The sequence below is a fragment of the Phenylobacterium sp. LH3H17 genome, from assembly GCF_024298925.1.
Classification (GTDB): Bacteria; Pseudomonadota; Alphaproteobacteria; order Caulobacterales; family Caulobacteraceae; genus Phenylobacterium.
The window spans coordinates 2,886,824-2,906,333 of the sequence record NZ_CP101283.1 but is presented as its reverse complement, the minus strand read 5'-3'; the positions used below and the strand labels follow the sequence as shown (position 1 = coordinate 2,906,333).

General features: G+C 68.6%; 18 protein-coding genes. 9 read left to right on the top strand and 9 right to left on the bottom strand.

Annotated features, from left to right (window positions below):
* Positions 1-10 precede the first annotated feature (10 nt).
* Together mrdA and rodA are read left to right on the top strand one after the other, a co-directional pair.
* Positions 11-1,999: a penicillin-binding protein 2 gene (mrdA, locus tag M9M90_RS14220; protein WP_254833876.1), complete on the top strand. Its 1,989-nt coding sequence runs from the start codon at positions 11-13 to the stop codon at positions 1,997-1,999.
* Positions 1,996-3,150: a rod shape-determining protein RodA gene (rodA, locus tag M9M90_RS14215; protein WP_254833875.1), complete on the top strand. Its 1,155-nt coding sequence runs from the start codon at positions 1,996-1,998 to the stop codon at positions 3,148-3,150. The genes mrdA and rodA overlap by 4 nt, the downstream gene beginning before the upstream one ends.
* Here the strand turns inward: rodA and pip are convergent.
* Both pip and M9M90_RS14205 read right to left on the bottom strand, forming a co-directional pair.
* Positions 3,147-4,139 (bottom strand): prolyl aminopeptidase, encoded by a 993-nt coding sequence (gene pip, locus M9M90_RS14210; RefSeq protein WP_254833874.1) that lies wholly within the window; start codon positions 4,137-4,139, stop codon positions 3,147-3,149. The genes rodA and pip overlap by 4 nt on opposite strands.
* Positions 4,140-4,148: 9 nt before the next feature.
* Positions 4,149-5,168 (bottom strand): alpha/beta fold hydrolase, encoded by a 1,020-nt coding sequence (locus M9M90_RS14205; protein WP_254833873.1) that lies wholly within the window; start codon positions 5,166-5,168, stop codon positions 4,149-4,151.
* 199 nt (positions 5,169-5,367) lie between these two features.
* Between M9M90_RS14205 and M9M90_RS14200 the strand changes: the two genes are divergently transcribed.
* On the top strand, positions 5,368-6,480 hold the full coding sequence (locus tag M9M90_RS14200; protein ID WP_371876935.1) for a multidrug effflux MFS transporter: 1,113 nt from the start codon (positions 5,368-5,370) through the stop codon (positions 6,478-6,480).
* Here M9M90_RS14200 and M9M90_RS14195 read toward each other — a convergent pair.
* The 5 genes from M9M90_RS14195 to M9M90_RS14175 form a co-directional block, all read right to left on the bottom strand.
* The gene (locus M9M90_RS14195) at positions 6,471-6,812 is read right to left on the bottom strand and encodes a DUF423 domain-containing protein (RefSeq protein ID WP_254833872.1); all 342 of its coding nucleotides are present in this window, start codon (positions 6,810-6,812) and stop codon (positions 6,471-6,473) included. The two genes, M9M90_RS14200 and M9M90_RS14195, sit on opposite strands and share 10 nt — an antisense overlap.
* Positions 6,813-6,816: 4 nt before the next feature.
* Complete coding sequence (locus M9M90_RS14190) at positions 6,817-8,247, bottom strand: amidase (protein WP_254833871.1); 1,431 nt, start codon at positions 8,245-8,247, stop codon at positions 6,817-6,819.
* A 6-nt stretch (positions 8,248-8,253) separates the two neighbouring features.
* Positions 8,254-9,531: an aminotransferase class III-fold pyridoxal phosphate-dependent enzyme gene (locus M9M90_RS14185; RefSeq protein ID WP_254833870.1), complete on the bottom strand. Its 1,278-nt coding sequence runs from the start codon at positions 9,529-9,531 to the stop codon at positions 8,254-8,256.
* A 92-nt stretch (positions 9,532-9,623) separates the two neighbouring features.
* Entirely contained in the window at positions 9,624-10,199 is a 576-nt protein-coding gene (locus tag M9M90_RS14180) for a DUF1993 family protein (RefSeq protein ID WP_254833869.1), read from the bottom strand.
* A gap of 7 nt (positions 10,200-10,206) precedes the next feature.
* Positions 10,207-10,830 (bottom strand): exopolysaccharide biosynthesis protein, encoded by a 624-nt coding sequence (locus tag M9M90_RS14175; RefSeq protein ID WP_254833868.1) that lies wholly within the window; start codon positions 10,828-10,830, stop codon positions 10,207-10,209.
* Positions 10,831-10,940: 110 nt separating this feature from the next.
* On the opposite strand from M9M90_RS14175, the gene M9M90_RS14170 reads away from it, so the two are divergent.
* The 3 genes from M9M90_RS14170 to M9M90_RS14160 all read left to right on the top strand — a co-directional run bounded on the left by M9M90_RS14170 (position 10,941) and on the right by M9M90_RS14160 (position 13,956).
* Positions 10,941-12,101, top strand: a complete 1,161-nt coding sequence (locus M9M90_RS14170) for an MFS transporter (RefSeq protein WP_254833867.1) — start codon at positions 10,941-10,943, stop codon at positions 12,099-12,101.
* 76 nt (positions 12,102-12,177) lie between these two features.
* On the top strand, positions 12,178-13,191 hold the full coding sequence (locus M9M90_RS14165) for an NAD(P)-dependent alcohol dehydrogenase (RefSeq protein ID WP_254833866.1): 1,014 nt from the start codon (positions 12,178-12,180) through the stop codon (positions 13,189-13,191).
* 96 nt (positions 13,192-13,287) lie between these two features.
* Positions 13,288-13,956 (top strand): glutathione S-transferase family protein, encoded by a 669-nt coding sequence (locus tag M9M90_RS14160; RefSeq protein ID WP_254833865.1) that lies wholly within the window; start codon positions 13,288-13,290, stop codon positions 13,954-13,956.
* Here M9M90_RS14160 and cysN read toward each other — a convergent pair.
* A complete protein-coding gene (gene cysN, locus M9M90_RS14155; RefSeq protein ID WP_254833864.1) occupies positions 13,944-15,848 on the bottom strand; it encodes a sulfate adenylyltransferase subunit CysN in 1,905 nt (634 codons plus the stop codon). The two genes, M9M90_RS14160 and cysN, sit on opposite strands and share 13 nt — an antisense overlap.
* A complete protein-coding gene (cysD, locus tag M9M90_RS14150; RefSeq protein ID WP_254837140.1) occupies positions 15,848-16,777 on the bottom strand; it encodes a sulfate adenylyltransferase subunit CysD in 930 nt (309 codons plus the stop codon). Before cysD ends, cysN begins: the two co-directional genes overlap by 1 nt.
* Positions 16,778-17,055: 278 nt before the next feature.
* Here cysD and M9M90_RS14145 point away from each other — a divergent pair, with 278 nt between their 5' ends.
* The 3 genes from M9M90_RS14145 (at position 17,056) to M9M90_RS14135 (ending at position 19,437) form a co-directional block, all read left to right on the top strand.
* Positions 17,056-18,546, top strand: a complete 1,491-nt coding sequence (locus tag M9M90_RS14145) for an AlkA N-terminal domain-containing protein (RefSeq protein WP_254833863.1) — start codon at positions 17,056-17,058, stop codon at positions 18,544-18,546.
* Complete coding sequence (locus M9M90_RS14140) at positions 18,530-19,063, top strand: methylated-DNA--[protein]-cysteine S-methyltransferase (protein WP_254833862.1); 534 nt, start codon at positions 18,530-18,532, stop codon at positions 19,061-19,063. The genes M9M90_RS14145 and M9M90_RS14140 overlap by 17 nt, the downstream gene beginning before the upstream one ends.
* Before the next feature lie 122 nt (positions 19,064-19,185).
* Positions 19,186-19,437: a hypothetical protein gene (locus M9M90_RS14135; protein ID WP_254833861.1), complete on the top strand. Its 252-nt coding sequence runs from the start codon at positions 19,186-19,188 to the stop codon at positions 19,435-19,437.
* The last annotated feature ends 73 nt before the right edge of the window (positions 19,438-19,510 follow it).

Sequence of the window (19,510 nt, the reverse complement as noted above, 5' to 3'; positions counted from 1 at the left end):
GATCGGACCCATGAGCGAACCGTCGATCTTCTTCTCCGAGGTGAACGAACGGCAGGGGGTCTTCCATCGCCGGACGTTCCTGCTGGGCGGCTTCGCGGGGCTGGGTCTGGCGGCGCTCGGCGGGCGGCTCGCGCACCTGCAACTCGTCGAGACCCAACGCTACGAGAAGCTCTCGGCCTCCAACCAGTTCAACTTCCGCCTGGTGGCCGCGCCGCGCGGCCTGATCGTCGATCGCAACGGTGCTATCCTGGCCTCCAACCGCCCCAACTTCCGGCTGCTGGTCAGCCGCGAGGAGGATCTCGACCCCAAGGCGACGCTCAAGACCCTGGCCGCCTTCGTGCCCCTGGACGACGCGCGCCAGGCGCGCCTGGCCAAGGACATCGCCCGGGCGCCGAAGCGCTCGCCGGTCTCGGTCATGGAAGACATGAGCTGGGAGGAGTTCTCGGCGATCAATGTCCGGGCGCCGGAACTTCCCGGCGTCACCGCCGACATGGGCGAGGTGCGGGTCTATCCGCATGGCGGCGCCTTCGCCCACGTGATCGGCTATGTGGCCAAGGTCAACAAGGAGGACCTGTCGCCCACCGGACCGAACTCGGACCCCATCCTCTTGCATCCGGGCTTCAGAATTGGGCGGCAAGGCGTTGAAAAGGCGTTTGATCTCGACTTGCGAGGCAAACCTGGCGCCCGCAAGGTGGAGGTGGACGCCAACGGCCGCGAGGTCCGCCAGGACGAGGGCGGCGACATCGCCGCCATCCCCGGCAAGGAGATCCAGCTCACCCTGGACGTCGACGTCCAGAACCGCGCGCTCGAGGTGATGGGCGACGAGAGCGGCGCGATCGTCGTCATGGATTGCCGCACCGGGGACCTGCTGTGCATGGCCTCCTCGCCCAGCTTCGACGCCAACCGGTTCGTGCGGGGCCTGTCAGGCCCGGAGTACCGCGCGCTGGCCCTGTACGAGCGCAAGCCGCTGCTCGACAAGGTCATGAACGGCACCTATCCGCCCGGCTCGACCTTCAAGCCGACGGTGGCCCTGGCGGCCCTGGAGGCCGGCATCGATCCCGAGGTCCGGGTGAACTGCTCGGGCGGCTGGTACTATGGCGGCCGCACCTGGCGATGCTGGAAGCATGGCGGGCACGGCTCGCAGAACATGCACGACGCCATCAAGAACTCCTGCGACATCTATTTCTACCAGACGGCGCTGAAGATCGGCCCAGACCCCATCGCCAAGGCCGCCCACGCCATGGGCTTTGGCCAGACCTTCGACATCGGCGTTCCGGGCAACCAGAAGAAGGGCGTGGTCGGCTCCACCGAATGGAAGCGCAAGGCTGTTAAGCGCGAGCCGGTCTGGCAGCCGGGGGACTCCGTCAGCTACGGGATCGGCCAGGGCTATGTGGCGGTGAACGCCCTGCAACTGGCGGTGATGACCGCGCGCCTGGCCAACAGCAAGAAGGCGCTCAATCCGCGGCTCATCAAGTCGGTGGGCGGGGTGGAGATGCCCCGCGGCGACGCCGCCGTGGATCTGCCGTTCCCGGCCGAGCACCTGAAATATGTCCGCGGCGGCATGGAGGCAGTGGCCAACGACACGAGCGGCACCGCCTACCGCCAGAGCCAGCTCGGCCTGGGCGACATCAAGATGGCGGGCAAGACCGGGACCGCGCAGGTCCGCAGCTTCGACAAGCTGGCCTCGCGCAGCAGCGTCGGCGTGACCTGGAAGCTCAAGGACCACAACCTGTTCATCGCCTTCGCGCCCTATGACGACCCGCGCTACGCCCTGTCGGTGATCATCGAGCACGGCGGGATGGGGGGCGCCACGGCCGCGGCGCCCCGCGCGCGCGAGGTGATGCGCGTGGCCTTGCTTAAGGATCCCGAGCTGCGGGCCCGGATCGAAACGCCGCTGCCCATGCCCGAGGTCCCCGAGAGCGTGGTCATGGAAGGCGCGGCGCCCGAGGCCCCCATCGTCACCCCGCCGCCGCCGGTCCCGCCAGGAGCGCCCACATGACCGTCAGCGCTCTGACCCGGCCCGGCGAACGCGACCGGGCGATCGTCAAGTTCAGCGAGATCGACTGGCTGTTCGCCCTCGCGCTCTGCCTGATCGCCGGCGTGGGCTCGCTGATGATGTTCTCCATCGCCGGCTCGTCCTGGGATCCCTGGGCGGGCAACCACCTGATGCGCTTCGGGCTCTGCTTTGTGGCCATGGTGGTGCTGGCGATGGTCGACCTGCGGGTCTGGTCGTTCCTGGCCTATCCAATCTACGGGGTCGGGCTGTTGCTGCTCGTGGCCGTGGAAGTGGCCGGCGACACCCGGATGGGCGCGACGCGCTGGCTCTCCATCGGCCCGTTCAGCTTCCAGCCGTCGGAGGTGATGAAGCTGGGGATCGTGCTGGCCCTGGCGCGCTTCTATCACGGCATGTCGGCCGAGAGCGCGAGGCTGTCGTGGTGGCTGCTGATCCCGGCGGCGATGATACTGGCCCCGGTGGTGCTGGTGGCTCACCAGCCCGACCTCGGCACCGCCATGCTGATCGCGCTCACCGGCGGCGCCATCGTCATGTTGGCCGGCCTGTCCTGGAAGGTGATCGGAGCCATGGTGGGCCTGGCCGCGGCGGCCATTCCGCCGTTCGTGCTGTTCGTCATGCACGACTACCAGCGCAAGCGGGTGCTGACCTTCCTCGACCCCGAGAGCGACCCCTCGGGCTCCGGCTACCACATCATGCAGTCGAAGATCGCGCTGGGCTCCGGCGGCTTCTTCGGCAAGGGCTACGGGCTGGGATCACAGAGCCAGCTCAACTTCCTGCCCGAGAAGCAGACCGACTTCATCTTCGCCACCCTGGCAGAGGAGTTCGGCTTCCTGGGCTGCATCTCGGTGCTGTTCCTGTACGGCGCGGTGATCTTCATGGCCCTGCGCATCGCCTCGATCTCGCACTCCCACTTCGGTCGGCTGGCGGCGGCCGGGACGACGGCGACCTTCGGCCTCTATGTGCTGATCAACGGGGCGATGGTGATGGGACTGGCGCCGGTGGTGGGCGTGCCCATGCCGATGCTGTCTTACGGCGGCACCGTCATGGTGACGGTGATGATCGGCTTCGGCCTGGTCCAGGCCGTGCGCGTGCACCGCTATTCCGAAGTCACCAGCGGCACCGGGGCGCTGCTCTAGCCGCGCAGCGCCTGGTCCGTCGCCCGCACCAGGCCGTCGACGATGCCAGGCTCGGTGGAGGCGTGGCCGGCGTCCCAGACGATGTCGAAACGCGCCTCCGGCCAGGCGGTCTTCAGGGCCCAGGCGCTCTCCATCGGCGTGACAACATCGAACCGGCCCTGAACGATCCAGCCAGGGATTTTCCGTATCTTTTCGATATTCTTCAGGATCCAGCCGTCCTCGTCGAAGAAGCCGCCGTTGGCGAAGAAGTGGCACTCGATCCGGGCGAAGGCGACGGCGAAGTCGATCTCGTTGAACTTCGAAGGCCGGGCTTCGGGACCGCGGATGGAGATGGTGTCGCCCTCCCACTGGCTCCAGGCGGCCGCGGCCTCGGCCTGGACGGCGCGGTCGCTCGAGGTCAGGCGGCGGTGGTAGGCGCTCATCAGGTCGCCGCGCTCGGCGACCGGGATCGGGGCGGTGAAGCGGGCCCAGGCGTCGGGGAACAGGATCGAGGCCCCGTCCTGGTAGAACCATCTCAGCTCGCGCTCGGTGAGCAGGAAGATGCCGCGCAGGACCAGGCCGTCGACCCGATCGGGATGGGTGATGGCGTAGGCGAGCGCCAGGGTCGAACCCCAGGAGCCGCCGAACACGGTCCATTTCTCGACGCCCAGATGGACGCGCAGGCGCTCGATGTCCTCGATCAGCGACCAGGTGGTGTTGTCGTCCAGGCTGGCGTTGGGCCGCGACTTGCCGCAACCGCGCTGGTCGAACAGGGCCATGCGCCACCTGGACGGATCGAAGAAACGCCGCATGGTCGGGTTGATCGCCCCGCCCGGACCGCCGTGCAGGATGACGCAGGGTTTGCCATCGGGGGTACCGCACTCCTCGTAGAAGATTTCATGCGGGCCGCCGGTGGCCAGCCAGCCCTGGGCATAGGGCTCGTTCTCCCGGAAGAGACCCCGCCTGTGCGCGGACGATGAGACGACGGGCGAGGGGGTGTTGCGTTCCATGCCCCCTGTTTACTGCGGGAAGCGGCGATCCATCCAGTCCAGGATGAGGCGATTGACCTCGTCGGGCTTCTCCTGCTGCGTCCAGTGGCCGGATTCCTTGACCAGGACCTTCTCCAGGTCGCCGATCACCTCCTCCATCCCGTCGGCCATGGCGGGGGAGAGGACCACGTCCTTCTCGGCCATGATCATCAGGCAGGGGACGCCGTCGACCCGGGTCGGGAGGCTCGCCGACTTCTCCCAGTTGCGGGTGAAGTTGCGATACCAGTTGATCCCGCCGGTGAAGCCCGTCCGTTCGAAGGACTCCACGAAGGCCGCCAGCTCGTCGGAGCTGAGCAGCTGGTAGGCGGTGTCGGACTTGTCCCAGGCCCTGAGCGCGTCGCCGAAGGCGAAGGTCGGGGTTTCGGCGGTCGGCTGGCCGGACAGGGTCAGGCCCGATCCCGCGCCCTCGCCGACCGCGGCCTCGATGGCCGCCGGGGTGCGCATGAAGAAGCGGATGGTCTTGTCGACGTCGTCGGCCAGGGCCGCGTCGGCCACCCCCGGCTTCTGGAACCAGACGATGTACATGTCCTCGCCGAACATCATCCGCATGCCCGCGATGGGGTCCATGGGGGGGCGGCGCATGAAGGGGGTGTTGAGCCCGACGATCCCGGCGACCCGCGTCGGGTGCATCAGGGGCATGGCCCAGACAACAATACCGCCCCAGTCGTGGCCGACGAACACCGCCTTCTCCACGCCAAGGTGGTCGAGCAGACCCACCAGGTCGCCGGTCAGGTGCTCCATGTCGTAATCCGTGATCGCGTCGGGCGCCGAGGTCAGGCCGTAGCCGCGCTGGTCGGGGGCGATGGCCCAGCGGCCGGCGGCCTCGCAGGCCTTGAGCTGGTGGCGCCAAGAGAAGGCCAGCTCCGGAAAGCCGTGGCAGAAGACGATGGGGACGCCTTTGCCCCGCGGCCCCACCTCGTAATAGGCCATGTCGACGCCGTTGACGGCGGCGTGCTGGACGGGCGGCATCTGGCGGGCGAGGGCGGACATTGGGCGGCTCCCTGACGGTTGTGGCGGCAGAGTTGCAGGCTTCCTTGGGCGGAAGGCAAGCGCGGCTTGGCTGTCATGTGAACCGCGCTAGAAGGACGCCATGACCGACCAGCGCCCCGCCGAAGACCACACGCCCTGGGGGCTGGTGATTCTGTTGGGATCGCTGACCGCCTTCGCGCCGATGTCCATCGACATGTAACTGCCCAGCCTGCCGGCCATCGGCGCGTCGCTGGGCGCCAGCGCCTCGCAGACCCAGGCGACGGTGGCCGCCTTCTTCGCCGGCATGGCCATCGGCCAGTTCATTTATGGCCCGGCGTCCGATCGTTTCGGCCGGCGCGCTCCGATCATGGTGGGCATCGCGATCTTCATCGCCGCCTCGATCGTCTGCGCGCTCGCGACCTCGCCGGAGATGCTGATCGGTGCGCGGTTCGTCCAGGCCCTCGGCGGCTGCGCCGGGGGGGTGGTGTCGCGCGCCATCGTCCGCGACCGGTTCAACCACACTGAGACGGCGCGGATGCTGTCGCTGATGATGCTGATCATGGGCCTGGCGCCGATCCTCGCCCCCCTGCTGGGCGGGGTGCTGCTGGCGCTCGGCGGCTGGCGGTGGAACTTCTGGGTGCTGGCCCTGTTCGGCCTCGCCTGCGGGGCGGCGGCCTTCTTCCGGCTCAAGGAATCCCGCTCGGACGAGACCGCGGCCCAGGCCGCCTCAGAGAACCCGTTCCAAGCCTACCTGGCATTGCTGCGCCAGCCGCGGCTCGTGGGATACGCCCTGGCCGGCAGCCTGAACGGCGCGACCCTGTTCACCTACATCTCGGCCTCGCCGGAGCTGCTGATGGGGACCTATGGCATTTCATCCTCGGCCTTTGGCTGGGTGTTCGGCCTCAACGCCGCAGCGGTGATCGGGGCCAGCCAACTCAATCGCTACGCCTTGAAGCGCCGCACGCCGGACGAGGTGCTGGCTCGGGCGAGCGTGGTCGCGGTCGCCGCGGCCCTGACCCTGGCCGCCGCGGCGCTCACGGGCATTGGCGAGCGCTGGAGCGTGCTGCCGCTGCTGTTCCTGCTGCTGGGCAGCTACGGATTCATGCAGGGCAACACCGTGGCCGGGGCGCTGAATGTCGATCCCAAGCGGGCCGGGTCGATCTCGGCGCTGACGGGTGGGGCGTCATTCGGGGTCGGCGCCCTGGCGGCCAGCCTGGCCGGCGCCTTTCATGACGGGACGCCCCGGCCCATGGCGCTGGTGATGCTGGCGGCCCTGGTGGGATCGGCCTTGGCGCTACGGTTCCTGGCCTTGCCTAGAGGCGCTCAGGCCTGAGGCTTCCAGGCCCCGCGCCCCAGCATCAGCCAACCGGCCAGGAACAGCAGGCCGCCGATCGGCGTGATCGCACCAAGGATCCGCGGCGCGCCCAGCGCCATAGCGTAGAGCGATCCCGAAAACACCAGGACGCCGCTCAGGAACAGAGGCGGAGCCAAGGGGGCCTTCACCCTGGCGCTGGCGAACACTGCCAGGCAGTGGACGAAGGCGTAGAGCGTCCCGGTCTGCAGCCATTCCCGAGCCTTGGGATCGGTGACGCCGTGCGCCCCGAACGCGCCGAAGCCCACCGCGAGGAGACCGCCGAGCGCGGCGAGGATCAGCCAGATGCGCAAGTCGTCAGCCCCAGACCGCCGGGCGGCGGTCCTTCCAGGGCGCTTCCTTCTCCAGTTGGGCGGCGAGGCGGAACAGGGTCGCCTCGTCGGCGAAACGGGCGGTGAACATCATGCCGATGGGCAGGCCGTCAGCCGACATCTCCAGTGGCAGCGACATGGACGGCTGGCCCGAGAAGTTGAACGGCGGGGTGTAGGGGAAGGCCGCGCCCTGTCGGCGGTTCACCTCGCGCGGCTCGAGGTTCACCGGATCGATGTGGCCGACCTCGGGGACGTTCGTGCCCAGGACGGGGCAGAGATAGACGTCCCAGTCCTCGAAGAAGGCCAGGGTCCTGCGGTTCAACACCCGCAGATCCTGCCAGCCGCGCCAAGCCTGTTCCCCGGTCACCTTGCGCCCACCTTTCAGGGGGGCCCAGGTTAGGGGCTCCAATTCGTCCGGCTCGGGCTCGCGGCCGATCTGCTCGATGAGCCGAGCCATGTCGGCGGCGAAATTGGCGCCGGAGACCGGCCCGCGGGCGGCGTAGAGGGCGCGGTAGTCGATGCCGAGACCCTTCTCCACGACCTCGTGGCCCAGGCTCTTCAGCAGGTCGGCGGTGCGCTCGAGGGCGGCTTGGATCTCCGGATCGATGGGCCGGCCCGAGGCGGTCTCGGACGACCAGGCGATGCGCAGCTTGCCGGGGCTCGCCTCGATCTCCTCGACATAGGGGCGATCCTTGGGCGGGGCCGCGAAGGGGGCGTCAGCCCGGGGCGTGCCGGTGGCGTCCAGCATGGCGGCGCTGTCGCGCACGGTGCGGGTCACCACATGGTCGACGGTGAAGCCCATGGCGTAGGCCGTGTCGTCCGGACCGTTGGGATTGCGGTCGCGGGTGACCTTCAGCCCCACCAGGCCGCAACAGGCCGCGGGGATGCGGATCGAGCCCAGGCCGTCGCTGGCGTGGGCCAGGGGCACGATGCCGGCCGCCACCGACGAGGCCGCGCCGCCCGAGGAGCCGCCGGAGATGTGGTTGGGGTTCCAGGGATTGCGGCAGGCGCCGAGATGAGCGCCTTCCGTCGTGCCGGTGATGCCGTATTCCGGGGTGTTGGTCTTGCCCAGCGGCACGACCCCGGCGGCGCGATAGCGCGCCGTGAGATCGCCGTCGTCGGCGTCCACCACGCTGGCGGCGAACTTGCTGCCATAGCTGCGCGGCCAGCCGGCCACCGGCATGCCCAGGTCCTTGATCAGGAACGGCACGCCCCGGAATGGCCCGTCGGGCAGCGGCCCCTTTGCGGCCTCGCGGGCCTCTTCATAGGCCTTGTAGACGACCGCGTTGAGCGTCGGGTTGTGGCGCTCGATCCGCTCGATGGCGGCGTCGACGAGCTCCAGCGGCGTCACGTCGCCCTTGGCCACCAGGGCGGCGAGCGAGAGCCCGTCGTGTTCGGAATAGTCGCTGATCGGCATGTCGTCCTACCTCTGGCCGGCGGAAAGGAATGCGAGTTTCTCGACCGGCGCCAGGCCCGCCGCCTCGCGTTTCAGCACCGCGAAGGCGCCCTCGGCGGCCTCCAGGGCCTGGTCGATGTCGGTCGCCGTCATCGCCGCACACAGGAACATGTTGTGCCAGGGATGCATATAGACACCCCGCGCCAGCATCTGGCTGACGAAGCAGAAGCCCTTCCGCAGGTCGGGGTCGTCGTCGAACAGGTAGAGCGGCATCTGGGTCGGACCCGAGCAGCGGAGGCCAAAGCCGGCCGCCGCGGCGCGTTCCACCAGGCCGCCGGCCAGCCGGTCGCCCAGGGCCATGATGCGCTCCAGATAATCGGTGTCGCGGACCAGGCGCAGGGTCTCCAGGGCGGCGGCCATCGGGGCGGCCTGGAACCAGAACGAGCCGGTGACATAGATCGAGGCGGCCGCCGTGCGGGCCTTTTCCGAGCCGAGCAGGGCCGAGATCGGGTGGCCATTGGCGATGCACTTGCCCCAGGTTGAGAGGTCCGGCTCGATGCCCAGCAGCGACCAGGAACAGTCCCGCGCCATGCGTAGGCCCGCCCGCACGTCGTCGACGATCAACAGGGCGCCGGTCTGGTCGCACAGCTCCCGCGCGCGGCGGGCATAGGCGGGATCGGGCGCGGCCTGGTCGATGAAGGCGTCATGCTTGAAGGGGGCGGCGAAGATGGCCGCCAGGTCGCCGCCGGCCCGGGCCACCGCGTCCTCCAGGCTGGCCACGTCGTTGTAGTCGCAGAACAGCTGGTGAGCGCGGTCGGTGTCGATCGTTCCGGCCGGGCGCGGCGTGCACCAGGGCGCGGCCCCATGGTAGGCGCCGCGGGCCCGGATGATGGTCTTGCGCCGGGTGTGCGCGCGGGCGGTGACCAGGGCCATGGAGGTGGCGTCGGTGCCGTTCTTGCAGAACATGGCCCAGGCCGCGTGGGTGACCATGGCGGTCAGCTCCTCGGCCAGCCGCACCATCAGCTCGGTGGGGCCGGTGAGGGTGTCGCTGAGGCTAAGCTGGCGGACATAGGCCGCGTCGATCTCGGGATTGGCGTAGCCGAACAGGTTCGGCCCATAGGCGCACATCAGGTCCAGATAACGATTGCCGTCGACATCCCAGATATGGGCGCCCTCGGCCTTGGCGAAGAACTGCGGATAGTCGTCGGGCAACAGGCCGACTGACTGGTGGCCATACATGCCGCCGGGGATCACCGCGCGGGCGCGTTCCCGCAAGGCTCGGTCGAGGCTGTTGGCGCGGTCCATCGCGGTCTCCTCCACCCGATCATTGTCGGGCGGATCAGACCTTACCCCGACCCCGCGCCTCGGCAACCATGCGAGGCGCGGGAGGCGCGGCTTCAGACCGGCTGGGCGCCCGCCAGGAAGTCCATCTTGCCCAGCGGCACGCCCTGGCTACGCAGGACTCCGTAGGCGGTGACCACATGGAACAGGAAGTTGGGCAGTGAGAAGCGCAGCAGGAAGTCGGTCGCCGTGAAGGTCATGGTCCGGCCGGGGAACTTCAGCTCGATCGTGCGATCCTCGCCGCCGTCGATCTGTTCGCGCTTGATGGTCTCCAGGAAGGCAATGGTCTTGGCGACCCGTTCCTTGAGCTGCGGATAGTTCGTTTCCTCATCGGGGAAGCTCGGCGGGGTGATGGCCGCCAGACGCGCGCCGCCGCCCTTGGCCGCGTCGCTGGCGAGCTGGACCTGGCCGATCAGCGAATGCATATCGGGCGCCAGCCGCGCCTCGGCGAGGGTCGAGAGCGCCACGCCGTTGGCCGTGGCATGGGCCTCAGCCTTGTCGAGCATGGCCGACAGGTTGCGCAGCATGTGCAGGTAACCCGGGATCGAGGCGTCGTAGAGGGACAGGGACAAGGCGTTCTCCGATAGGATTGTGGTCCAGGCCACATAGGACGGCGCCAACGCCTTCGCCATGGCGGCGCTAGAACATCCCGACCAAGGTGGTGAAGAAGGCGATCACGGCGGCCAGGATCGCCTTGGAGAAGATCCACAACACAGCGATCGAGATGATGGCGAAGATCCAGCCGATGATCGCCGCCAAGCCGTCGCGCTCGGCCCCGCCGATGGCGAAGGCGGCGATGGCGAAGGAGGGCAGCATGTTGCCGAACGGGATGGGCAGGAAGACGATCAGCGACAGCCCGAAGCAGAGCAGGCCCACCAGCCGGTCGCCGACCGGGTTGTACATGAAGGTCAGCCGGGGGCGCAGGGCGCGTTCGATGCGCTCGAGATAGGGGGTCAGCTTGGCCACGAGCGCGCGGAAGTCGGTCATGCTCATTTCCCGCTCCAGCAGCGCCTTGGGCAGCCACAGGGTGCGGCGGCCCAGCATCCACTGGGCGGTGATGAAGATCAGCGGCGCGCCGAGTACGGCCGAGACCCCGGGCGGCATGGGAAGGACCAGGGGCGCGGCGAAGATGAACATCAGGGCGCCGAAGGCCCGGTCCCCGAAGGTCTCCACCACATGGGCGACCTTGATCTTGCGCGCCGAACGCTTGCCGACCTCCTCGAGGAGTTCGGAAACGCGCGCGGCTCTGGAGGGTTCGGACATCGCAGCTTGGCGCTAGCACGCGTCGAGGGCGTAGCGGAAGATGATGCACGCGAGTCTTTGGAGATGTCGCAAGAATGGCGCAGACGACTCGCGGTAGCTGACGTCCCAACATGAACCAGCCCGTGCGCCTTGGTCTGTTCTACGCGGCCCTGTTCGTCGGCACGGGGGCCAGTTCGCCCTATATCCCGGTATGGTTCGCCAGCCGTGGACTGTCTGGCGCGGAGATCGGGCTGATCCTCTCGGCGCCGCTGCTGGCCCGGGCGGTCACCGCCCCGGCGATCGCCATGTGGGCCGATAGCTTTAAGCTCAGACGCACGCCGCTGATCCTCATGGCGCTCGCGGCCGCGGGCGCCTACGGCCTGCTGGCCGCGCCGTTCGGCTTCGCCTGGTGGTTCGGAGTCTGGTTCTTCGCCTCGAGCGTTTTCGCCACCATCGTGCCGTTGACGGACGTCATCGCCTTCACCCGCGCCCGGCTGGACGGGTTCAATTTCGGCTGGCCGCGGGGCATCGGCTCGGCGGCCTTCATCGTCGCCAATGTGGGCGTGGGGGCGCTGCTGGTGCGCCACTCGCCGGAACTGGTTCTGGTCTGGATCACCGGGGCGGCGCTGGTGGCGGCCCTGGCCGCCCGCACGCTACTGCCGCCCGATCCCGTCCGCGAGGGCGGGGCGCAGAGCCGCCTTTCGGAGCGGTTCGCGGGGCTGACCGAGCTCTTGCGCGACCGCGACTTCATGCTTGCCGTGATCTCGGTCGGCCTGATCCAGTCGGCGCACGCCTTCTATTATTCGTTCTCCACCCTGGCCTGGAAGCAGCAGGGCATCCCGGAGAGCATGACCGGGGTCCTGTGGGGGGTGGCCGTGGGGATCGAGGTGGCCTTCATGTGGTTCTTCGAGCCCTGGCGGCGGCGCGTGGGGCCACGCCATCTGCTCATCATGGGCGGGACCGCCGCGCTGCTGCGATGGAGCATCCTGTCGCTTTCGCCGCCTCTCTGGGTGGTGTTCCCGTTGCAGAGCCTGCACACCTTCACCTACGCCGCCACCTTCCTGGCCTCGCTGCAGATCGTCGAGCGGCTCTCTACGCCCGCCAACGCCTCGGCCGCCCAGACGATCAACTCCGCCCTGTCCGGCGGCATGCTCATGGGCGCGGCGACGATCGGATCAGGCTGGCTGTTCGACGCCGTGGGAGCCAAGGGCTACCTGGCCATGGCCGGCATGTCGGCCCTGGGCCTGATCGGCGCCCTGCGGCTCTACGGCGTCCGGCGCCTGGACGCCTGAGCTTACGCTGGGACAGTCTTGCAGGCGCCGGCGAAGGCGCGACTATGACCCCAACGAAGACGTTGGGAGACGAACCATGCGGGCCCTGCAAGCCGCCGCGCCCTGGGGTGCGGACAATCTGAAGATCGCCGATCTGCCGGAGCCGGCGCCTGGTCCGGGCCAAGTCCTGGTCCGCATGAAGGCGGTGTCGCTGAACTTCCGCGACCTGCTGATGATCAACGGCATGTACGGCCGCGGTTCCACCGACACCAAGGACGTGATCACGCCCTTCTCCGATGGCTGCGGGATCGTCGAGGCCGTGGGACCTGGGGTCAACCGGGTCGCGGTGGGCGACCGGGTGGCCACCCTGTTCTTCCAGAACTGGACCTCGGGCCGTCCGACCCTGGAAAAGCTGTCCTCGGCGCTGGGCTTTCCGATCCCCGGGGCGGGCCGCGAACTGGCGGTGTTCAGCCAGGAAGGGGTCTCCAAGGTTCCGGACTTCCTGACGGATCAGCAGGTGGCGACCCTGCCATGCGCGGCCCTGACGGCCTGGCGCGGACTCTTCGAGGACGCCGACCTGGAGCCCGGCGACACGGTGGTTCTGCAGGGCACCGGCGGCGTGTCGATCTTCGGCCTGCAGTTCGCCAAGGCCGCCGGCTACCGAACGATCATCACCTCGTCGTCCGACGAGAAGCTGGAGCGGGCGCGGGCGCTCGGGGCCGACCACCTGGTCAACTACAAGTCCACGCCCGAATGGGGCAAGGCGGTGCGCGACATCGCGCCTGACGGCGCCGACTTCATCATGGAGGTGGGCGGCGGCGGCACCATCCAGCAGAGCCTGCGCGCTATCCGCATCGGCGGCCACATCGCGATCATCGGCGTGGTCGCGGGGGCTGGGGACATCAATCCCGCCGTGCTGATCGGCAACTCGGCGAAGTTGCAGGGTCTCTCGGTCGGCTCGCGCGAGATGTTCGAGGCCATGTGCGGGGCGATCGAGCTGCATCGCATCTCGCCCGTGGTGGACAAGGTCTTCCCCTGGACGGAGGCGAAGGCGGCTTTCGGGGCCATGGCCGCCGGGGAGCACTTCGGCAAAATCGTGCTGGAGTTCTGAACGGTCGCGTCCGTTAGTTTAGCGGTTGCTGAAGTGATCTTGCCTTGCGGTGTGGGCGGCGTTAGTGAAGTCATGTCTTAAGCAAAGGAGCGTGACATGACCCTTCGCCTGCACCAGCATCCGTTCGCCTCGTACTGCCAGAAGGCGCTCATGGCCTTCTACGAGAACGGCGTCGCCTTCGAGGCGGTGATGGTCGACCTGGGGGACGAAGCGTCCCGCGCGGCCTTCTACGCCCTGTGGCAGATGGGCAAGATGCCGGTCCTGGAGGACACGGCGCGGGGCGTCGTGCTGCCCGAGGCCAGCATCGTCATCGAGCATGTGGACACCTTCTATCCGGGGAAGGTCAGACTGTTTCCGGAGGATCCGGCCCTGCGGTTGCGCGCCCGGCTGCTGGACCGGCTGTTCGACAACTACGTCCAGGACCCCTTGCAGCGGATCGTCGGCGACCGGTTGAGGCCAGAGGGTGCGAAGGACCCGGCCGGCGTCGTTCAGTGGCGCGGCATCCTGCGCACCGCGTACGGCGTCCTGGACGGCCAGATCGGTGAAGGCCCCTGGGCGCTGGGCGAGGTGTTCAGCTTCGCCGACTGCGCGGCCGCACCGGCGCTGTTCTACGCGGATGCGCTTGAGCCCATCGGGCTGACCCATCCGCGACTGGCGGCCTATCACCAGCGTCTGCGCGCGCGCCCGTCCTTCGCGCGCGTCGTCGAGGAGGCCCGGCCGTTCCGGGCGCTCTTCCCCGGCCCGGAGCTCACTCAGATCGAGTAGTCGAGCTCGCCTTCAAGCCATGCGACGATCCGCTCGGCGGCCTCGATGGGGGACATGGCGGTGGTGTCGACCACGATCTCCGGATGCTCAGGTGCCTCGTAGGGGCTGTCGATGCCGGTGAAGTTCTTCAGCTCCCCGGCGCGGGCCTTCTTGTAGAGACCCTTGACGTCGCGCTGCTCGGCGACCGCGAGCGGAGTGTTCACATAGACCTCGACGAAGTCGCCCTCCGCCTGCAGCTCGCGCGCCATGCGCCGCTCGGCGCGGAAGGGCGAGATGAACGAGACCAGCACGATCAGGCCGGCGTCGACCATCAGCTTGGACACCTCGGCGACTCGGCGGATGTTCTCGACCCGGTCCTCGTCGGTGAAGCCCAGGTCCTTGTTCAGGCCATGGCGGACATTGTCGCCGTCCAAGAGGTAGGTGTGGCGGCCGTTGGCGTGCAGGCGCTTCTCGACCAGGTTGGCGATGGTGGACTTGCCCGAGCCCGACAGGCCGGTCAGCCAGACGACCCGGCCGCGCTGGCCCTTCAGCGCCGCGCGTGAGGTCTTGTCCACGTCGAGCGCCTGCCAGTGGATGTTCTGGCTGCGGCGCAGGGCGAAGTGCAGCATGCCTGCCCCGACTGTGCGGTTGGAGATCCGGTCGATCAGGATGAAACCGCCCAGGTCGTGATTGTCCGCATAGGCGTCGAAGGCGATGGGGGCGTCGAGCGAGAGGTTGCAGACCCCGATCTCGTTGAGCTCCAGCCGCTTGGCGGCCAGGTGCTCCAGGGTGTTCACATTGACCTTGTACTTGGGTTCGGTGATCTGGGCGGCGACCGTGCGGGCGCCTAACTTCATGAGGTAGGGGCGGCCCGGAAGCATGGGCTCGTCGTCCATCCAGACCACCGTGGCCTCGAACTGGTCGGCCACGGGCGGCGGGGAAGAGGCGGTGGCGATGACGTCGCCGCGGGAAATATCGATCTCGTCGGTGAGGGTGAGCGTCACCGACTGGCCGGCCACGGCCTCGGGCAGGTCGCCGTCCTTGGTGACGATGCGGTCGATCCGGCTCTCGCGGCCGGAGGGCAGGGCCTTGATTTTGTCGCCGGGCCGGATGACGCCGGAAGAGACGAAGCCCGAGAAGCCCCGGAAGTCGAGATTGGGGCGGTTGACCCACTGGACCGGCATGCGGAAGGGCTTCTCCCGCTGGTCGTCCTCGACCGGCAGGCTCTCCAGCAGCGGCAGCAGGGCGGGGCCGTCGTACCAGGGCGCGGCGTCGCTGTGGGCGGTGATGTTGTCGCCCTTGAGCGCCGACATCGGGATGGCGGTGAAGTCCTTGATGCCGATCTGGGTCGCGAACGCCCGGTACTCGGCCAGGATCGTCTCGTAGGTGTCCCGGCTCCAGCCGACGAGGTCCATCTTGTTGATCGCCAGGACCACGTGGCGGATGCCCAGCAGGCTGACGAGGTAGGAGTGTCGGCGGGTCTGGGTGAGTACGCCGCGGCGGGCGTCGATGAGGATCACGGCGGCGTCGGCGGTCGAGGCGCCGGTGACCATGTTGCGGGTGTACTGCTCGTGACCGGGGGTGTCGGCGACGATGAACTTGCGCTTGTCCGTGGAGAAGAAGCGGTAGGCGACGTCGATGGTGATGCCCTGTTCGCGCTCAGCGGCTAGGCCGTCGACCAGCAGGGCGAAGTCGATCTCGCCGCCTTGGGTGCCAACCTTCTTGGAGTCGGCCTCCAGCGCCGCGAGCTGGTCCTCGAAAATCATCTTGGAGTCGTAGAGCAGGCGGCCGATCAGGGTCGACTTGCCGTCGTCCACCGAGCCGCAGGTGAGGAAGCGCAGCAGGCTCTTGTGCTGGTGGGCCAGCAGATAGGCCTCGATATCGTCGGCGATCAGATCGGACTGGTGGGCCATCAGAAATAGCCCTCCTGCTTCTTCTTCTCCATCGAGGCGGCCTGGTCATGGTCGATCATCCGGCCCTGGCGCTCGCTGGTGGTGGTGAGCAGCATTTCCTGGATGATCTCGGGCAGGGTGGCCGCGGTGCTCTCCACGGCGCCGGTGAGCGGGTAGCAGCCGAGTGTGCGGAAGCGCACGGACTTCATCGCCGGGATCTCACCGGTCCGCAGGGGCATGCGCTCGTCGTCGACCATGATCAGGGCGCCGTCGCGCTCCACCACCGGCCGGACATCGGAGAAGTAGAGCGGGACGATGGGGATGTTCTCCAGGTGGATGTATTGCCAGATGTCCAGCTCGGTCCAGTTGGAGATCGGGAACACCCGCACGCTCTCGCCGGGGTTCTTGCGGGCGTTGTAGAGTTTCCAGAGCTCCGGGCGCTGGTTCTTGGGGTCCCAGCGGTGCTGGGCCGAGCGGAACGAGAAGATGCGCTCCTTCGCCCTCGACTTCTCCTCGTCGCGTCGCGCGCCGCCGAAGGCCGCGTCGAAGCCGTACTTGTCGAGCGCCTGCTTCAGGCCCTCGGTCTTCCAGATATCCGTATGCAGGGCGCTGCCGTGGTCGAACGGGTTGATGTTCCGCTCGACGGCCTCGGGGTTCTTGTGCACCAGCAGCTCGAAGCCCAGCTCCTTGGCCATGCGCTCGCGCATCTCGTACATGGCCCGGAACTTCCAGGTCGTGTCCACGTGCAGCAGGGGGAAGGGCGGCTTGGAGGGATAGAAGGCCTTGGCCGCCAGATGCAGCATCACGGCCGAGTCCTTGCCGATGGAATAGAGCATCACCGGGCGCTCGGCCTCGGCCGCCACCTCGCGCATTATGTGGATGCTCTCGGCCTCCAGGCGCTGGAGATGGGTCAGGGTCTCGGTGGAGATCGCCGGCGCCTGCGCCTGCATCAGGGCTGAACCTTGCACATGAACCTCGGGCGGGTATCCGCCGCTAATCGGAAATCGTCCGTTCGCCACCTGGCGCACGGATTGGCCCTGGCGGTGGATTAGGGGACCCGACCCCCCGTGACGATAGAGATTTACTGACAGCGTCCCAAGGAAATTGCAGCGGAGCCGACACAACTCCCGCCGCGGCGGTGGTGTCCGAAAACCGCCAGACCCGAGCCGACAATGTCCGAAAACCGCGAGACAATCCCCAGCGCCGACCCCATCCTCCCGGCATGGATATGGATGACGACGCCTGCTACCGCGCCTTTCAGACCCGCGACGTCCGTTTCGACGGACGCATCTTCAGCGGGGTGAAGACCACGGGGATCTATTGCCGCCCGGTCTGCCCGGCGCGGATCCCCAAGCGCGAGAACATGACCTTCCACCGGTCGGCCGCCGCGGCCCAGGAGGCGGGGTTCCGCCCCTGCCTGCGTTGCCGCCCCGAAACCTCGCCCGACCTGGGGTCGTGGCGTGGCACCTCGAACACCGTCTCGCGGGCGCTGGCCCTGATCGAGGCCGGTGCGATGGACGCCGGCGATGTCGACGCCCTGGCCGGCCGGCTGGGCGTGGGCGAGCGCCAGCTGCGCCGGCTGTTCCAGCAGCATGTGGGCGCCTCGCCGGTGGCGGTCGCCCAGACCCGGCGGGTGCTGCTGGCCAAGCAGCTCCTGCATGAGACCCGCCTACCCATGGCCGAGGTGGCGCTGGCCGCCGGCTTCGGCAGCGTGCGGCGGTTCAACGAGACCTTCCAGCAGCTCTTCCGTCGACCTCCCGGGACCCTGCGCCGGCTGGGCGGAGCCGAGATCGCCGCTGGCGAGGGTGAGGCCGCGACGATCCGGCTTCCCTATCGCGCGCCCTATGACTGGCCGGCCATGCTGGCCTTCCTGTCCGCCCGCGCCATCCCGGGCGTCGAGACAGTCGCCAACGGCCGCTATGCCCGAAGCCTGGCGGTGGGCGACGCGCGCGGCGTGGTCATGGTCGAGCCGGGCGAGGGGCCTTACCTGAAGGTCACCCTGCGGTTCCCCAAGGTCCAGGCCTGGCCGGCCATCATCGCCAAGGTGCGCCGGGTGTTCGACCTGGCCGCCGACCCGGCGATCATCGAGGCGCACCTCTCCGAGGATCCCGACCTGGCGCCGCTGGTGGCGGCGCGACCGGGCCTGCGCGCGCCGGGCGCCTGGGACGGGTTCGAGCTGTCGGTCCGCGCGGTGCTTGGCCAGCAGATCACTGTCCACGCGGCACGCCAGCTGGCAGGCAAGATCTCCGCGGCCCATGGCGAGCCCTTGCTGGACGAGGCGGCCAACAAGATGGGGCTCACCCAGTTCTTCCCGACGCCCGAGCGGCTGGCCCTGGTGGATGTGGAAACCCTGGGCATGCCCCGCGCCCGCGGCCGGGCCCTGGTCGGATTGGCGGCTGCCGCGGCGGCCGACCCGGACCTGTTTGGAACCCGCCGCAGCCTGGACGAGGCGGTGGCCGCCCTGCGCGCATTGCCGGGCATCGGCGAGTGGACGGCCCAGTACATCGCCATGCGCGCCCTGCGCGAACCCGACGCCTTCCCCAGCGCCGACATCGGCCTGATGCGGGCGCTGGAATCCCCCGACGGCGTGCGCCCCACCCCCGCCGAGCTGCTGGTCCGGGCGGAGCGGTGGCGGCCGTGGCGGGCCTATGCGGCCTCGCACCTCTGGGCGGCCGATCCCAAGAATCCCTCGGAGACCAAGCATGCCCAGGCCGCCTGAACCCCTGTTCCTCGATCGCATCGACACCCCGGTCGGGGACGGCCTGGTGGTGTTCGACGCCGACGGGGCGCTACGCGCTTTCGACTGGGTCAGCCACGAGGCGCGGATGCACCTGCTGCTGCGCCGCCAGAATGGCCCCGTGACCCTGACGGACCGCGCCGCGCCCAAAGCGATCGCCGAGGCCTTCGCTGCGTATTTCGGAGGAAATCTGCAAGCCATCGACACCCTCGTTTGCCGAACTGGCGGTACGGCGTTCCAGCGGAGCGTCTGGGCCGCCTTGCGCGCGATCCCGGCTGGAGAGACCTGGAGCTACAAGCGTCTGGCCGAGGCGATCGGCAAGCCGGCGGCCGTGCGCGCCGTGGGCCTGGCCAACGGCGCCAATCCCATCGGGATCGTGGCGCCCTGCCATCGGGTGATCGGCAGCGACGGCAGCCTGACCGGCTATGGCGGCGGTATCGAGCGCAAGCGCTGGCTGCTGGGACACGAGGGGGCGACCTTCCGTGATCTCGCCGCCTGAGGAACAGCGAGGCGCCGAGGTCACATGACCGAAATTTCATGTTACCGCGGATCGTCCAACTGCGGCGCTTGTCGTATAACGCCGCTCGCCGGAATCGTATCGGACGACCGGGGAGAGCTCCGATGCAGACCTTGACCGAGATCGTCGCAGCCGTGGTGGTGCATTCCTCCGCCGCCGCCTATGCGCATTTCGGGGTGCCGCTGGAGGCTCACCAGGTCGAAAAACCCGTCCCCGCCGAGCGCACGATCGCGCGCACCACCGCACCGAAGCCGGCCGCCAAGGCTTCCGTGAAGCTCACCGCCAAACCGGCCAAGACCGCGACGGACGCCATCAAGGACTGCCCCGATCAGCGCGCCGTGGTGATCAAGACCTAGGCCCACGACGCTCCGCGACAATCCGACCCTTCGGCCAAGATTCGCGCCGATGCCGCTTTGCGCCGACAAGGTT

Coding starts and splice junctions, on each gene's coding strand:
- M9M90_RS14205 (WP_254833873.1), bottom strand. CDS start 5,168: ATGTCCGCCCTCGCCCGCCAGATGCCGCCCGTCCAGCACGCCGCCGTC.
- M9M90_RS14170 (WP_254833867.1), top strand. CDS start 10,941: ATGAACCAGCCCGTGCGCCTTGGTCTGTTCTACGCGGCCCTGTTCGTC.
- M9M90_RS14185 (WP_254833870.1), bottom strand. CDS start 9,531: ATGGACCGCGCCAACAGCCTCGACCGAGCCTTGCGGGAACGCGCCCGC.
- M9M90_RS14160 (WP_254833865.1), top strand. CDS start 13,288: ATGACCCTTCGCCTGCACCAGCATCCGTTCGCCTCGTACTGCCAGAAG.
- cysN (WP_254833864.1), bottom strand. CDS start 15,848: ATGGCCCACCAGTCCGATCTGATCGCCGACGATATCGAGGCCTATCTG.
- M9M90_RS14140 (WP_254833862.1), top strand. CDS start 18,530: ATGCCCAGGCCGCCTGAACCCCTGTTCCTCGATCGCATCGACACCCCG.
- M9M90_RS14180 (WP_254833869.1), bottom strand. CDS start 10,199: ATGGCGAAGGCGTTGGCGCCGTCCTATGTGGCCTGGACCACAATCCTA.
- M9M90_RS14190 (WP_254833871.1), bottom strand. CDS start 8,247: ATGCCGATCAGCGACTATTCCGAACACGACGGGCTCTCGCTCGCCGCC.
- M9M90_RS14165 (WP_254833866.1), top strand. CDS start 12,178: ATGCGGGCCCTGCAAGCCGCCGCGCCCTGGGGTGCGGACAATCTGAAG.
- rodA (WP_254833875.1), top strand. CDS start 1,996: ATGACCGTCAGCGCTCTGACCCGGCCCGGCGAACGCGACCGGGCGATC.
- pip (WP_254833874.1), bottom strand. CDS start 4,139: ATGGAACGCAACACCCCCTCGCCCGTCGTCTCATCGTCCGCGCACAGG.
- cysD (WP_254837140.1), bottom strand. CDS start 16,777: ATGCAGGCGCAGGCGCCGGCGATCTCCACCGAGACCCTGACCCATCTC.
- M9M90_RS14145 (WP_254833863.1), top strand. CDS start 17,056: ATGGATGACGACGCCTGCTACCGCGCCTTTCAGACCCGCGACGTCCGT.
- mrdA (WP_254833876.1), top strand. CDS start 11: ATGAGCGAACCGTCGATCTTCTTCTCCGAGGTGAACGAACGGCAGGGG.
- M9M90_RS14135 (WP_254833861.1), top strand. CDS start 19,186: ATGCAGACCTTGACCGAGATCGTCGCAGCCGTGGTGGTGCATTCCTCC.
- M9M90_RS14175 (WP_254833868.1), bottom strand. CDS start 10,830: ATGTCCGAACCCTCCAGAGCCGCGCGCGTTTCCGAACTCCTCGAGGAG.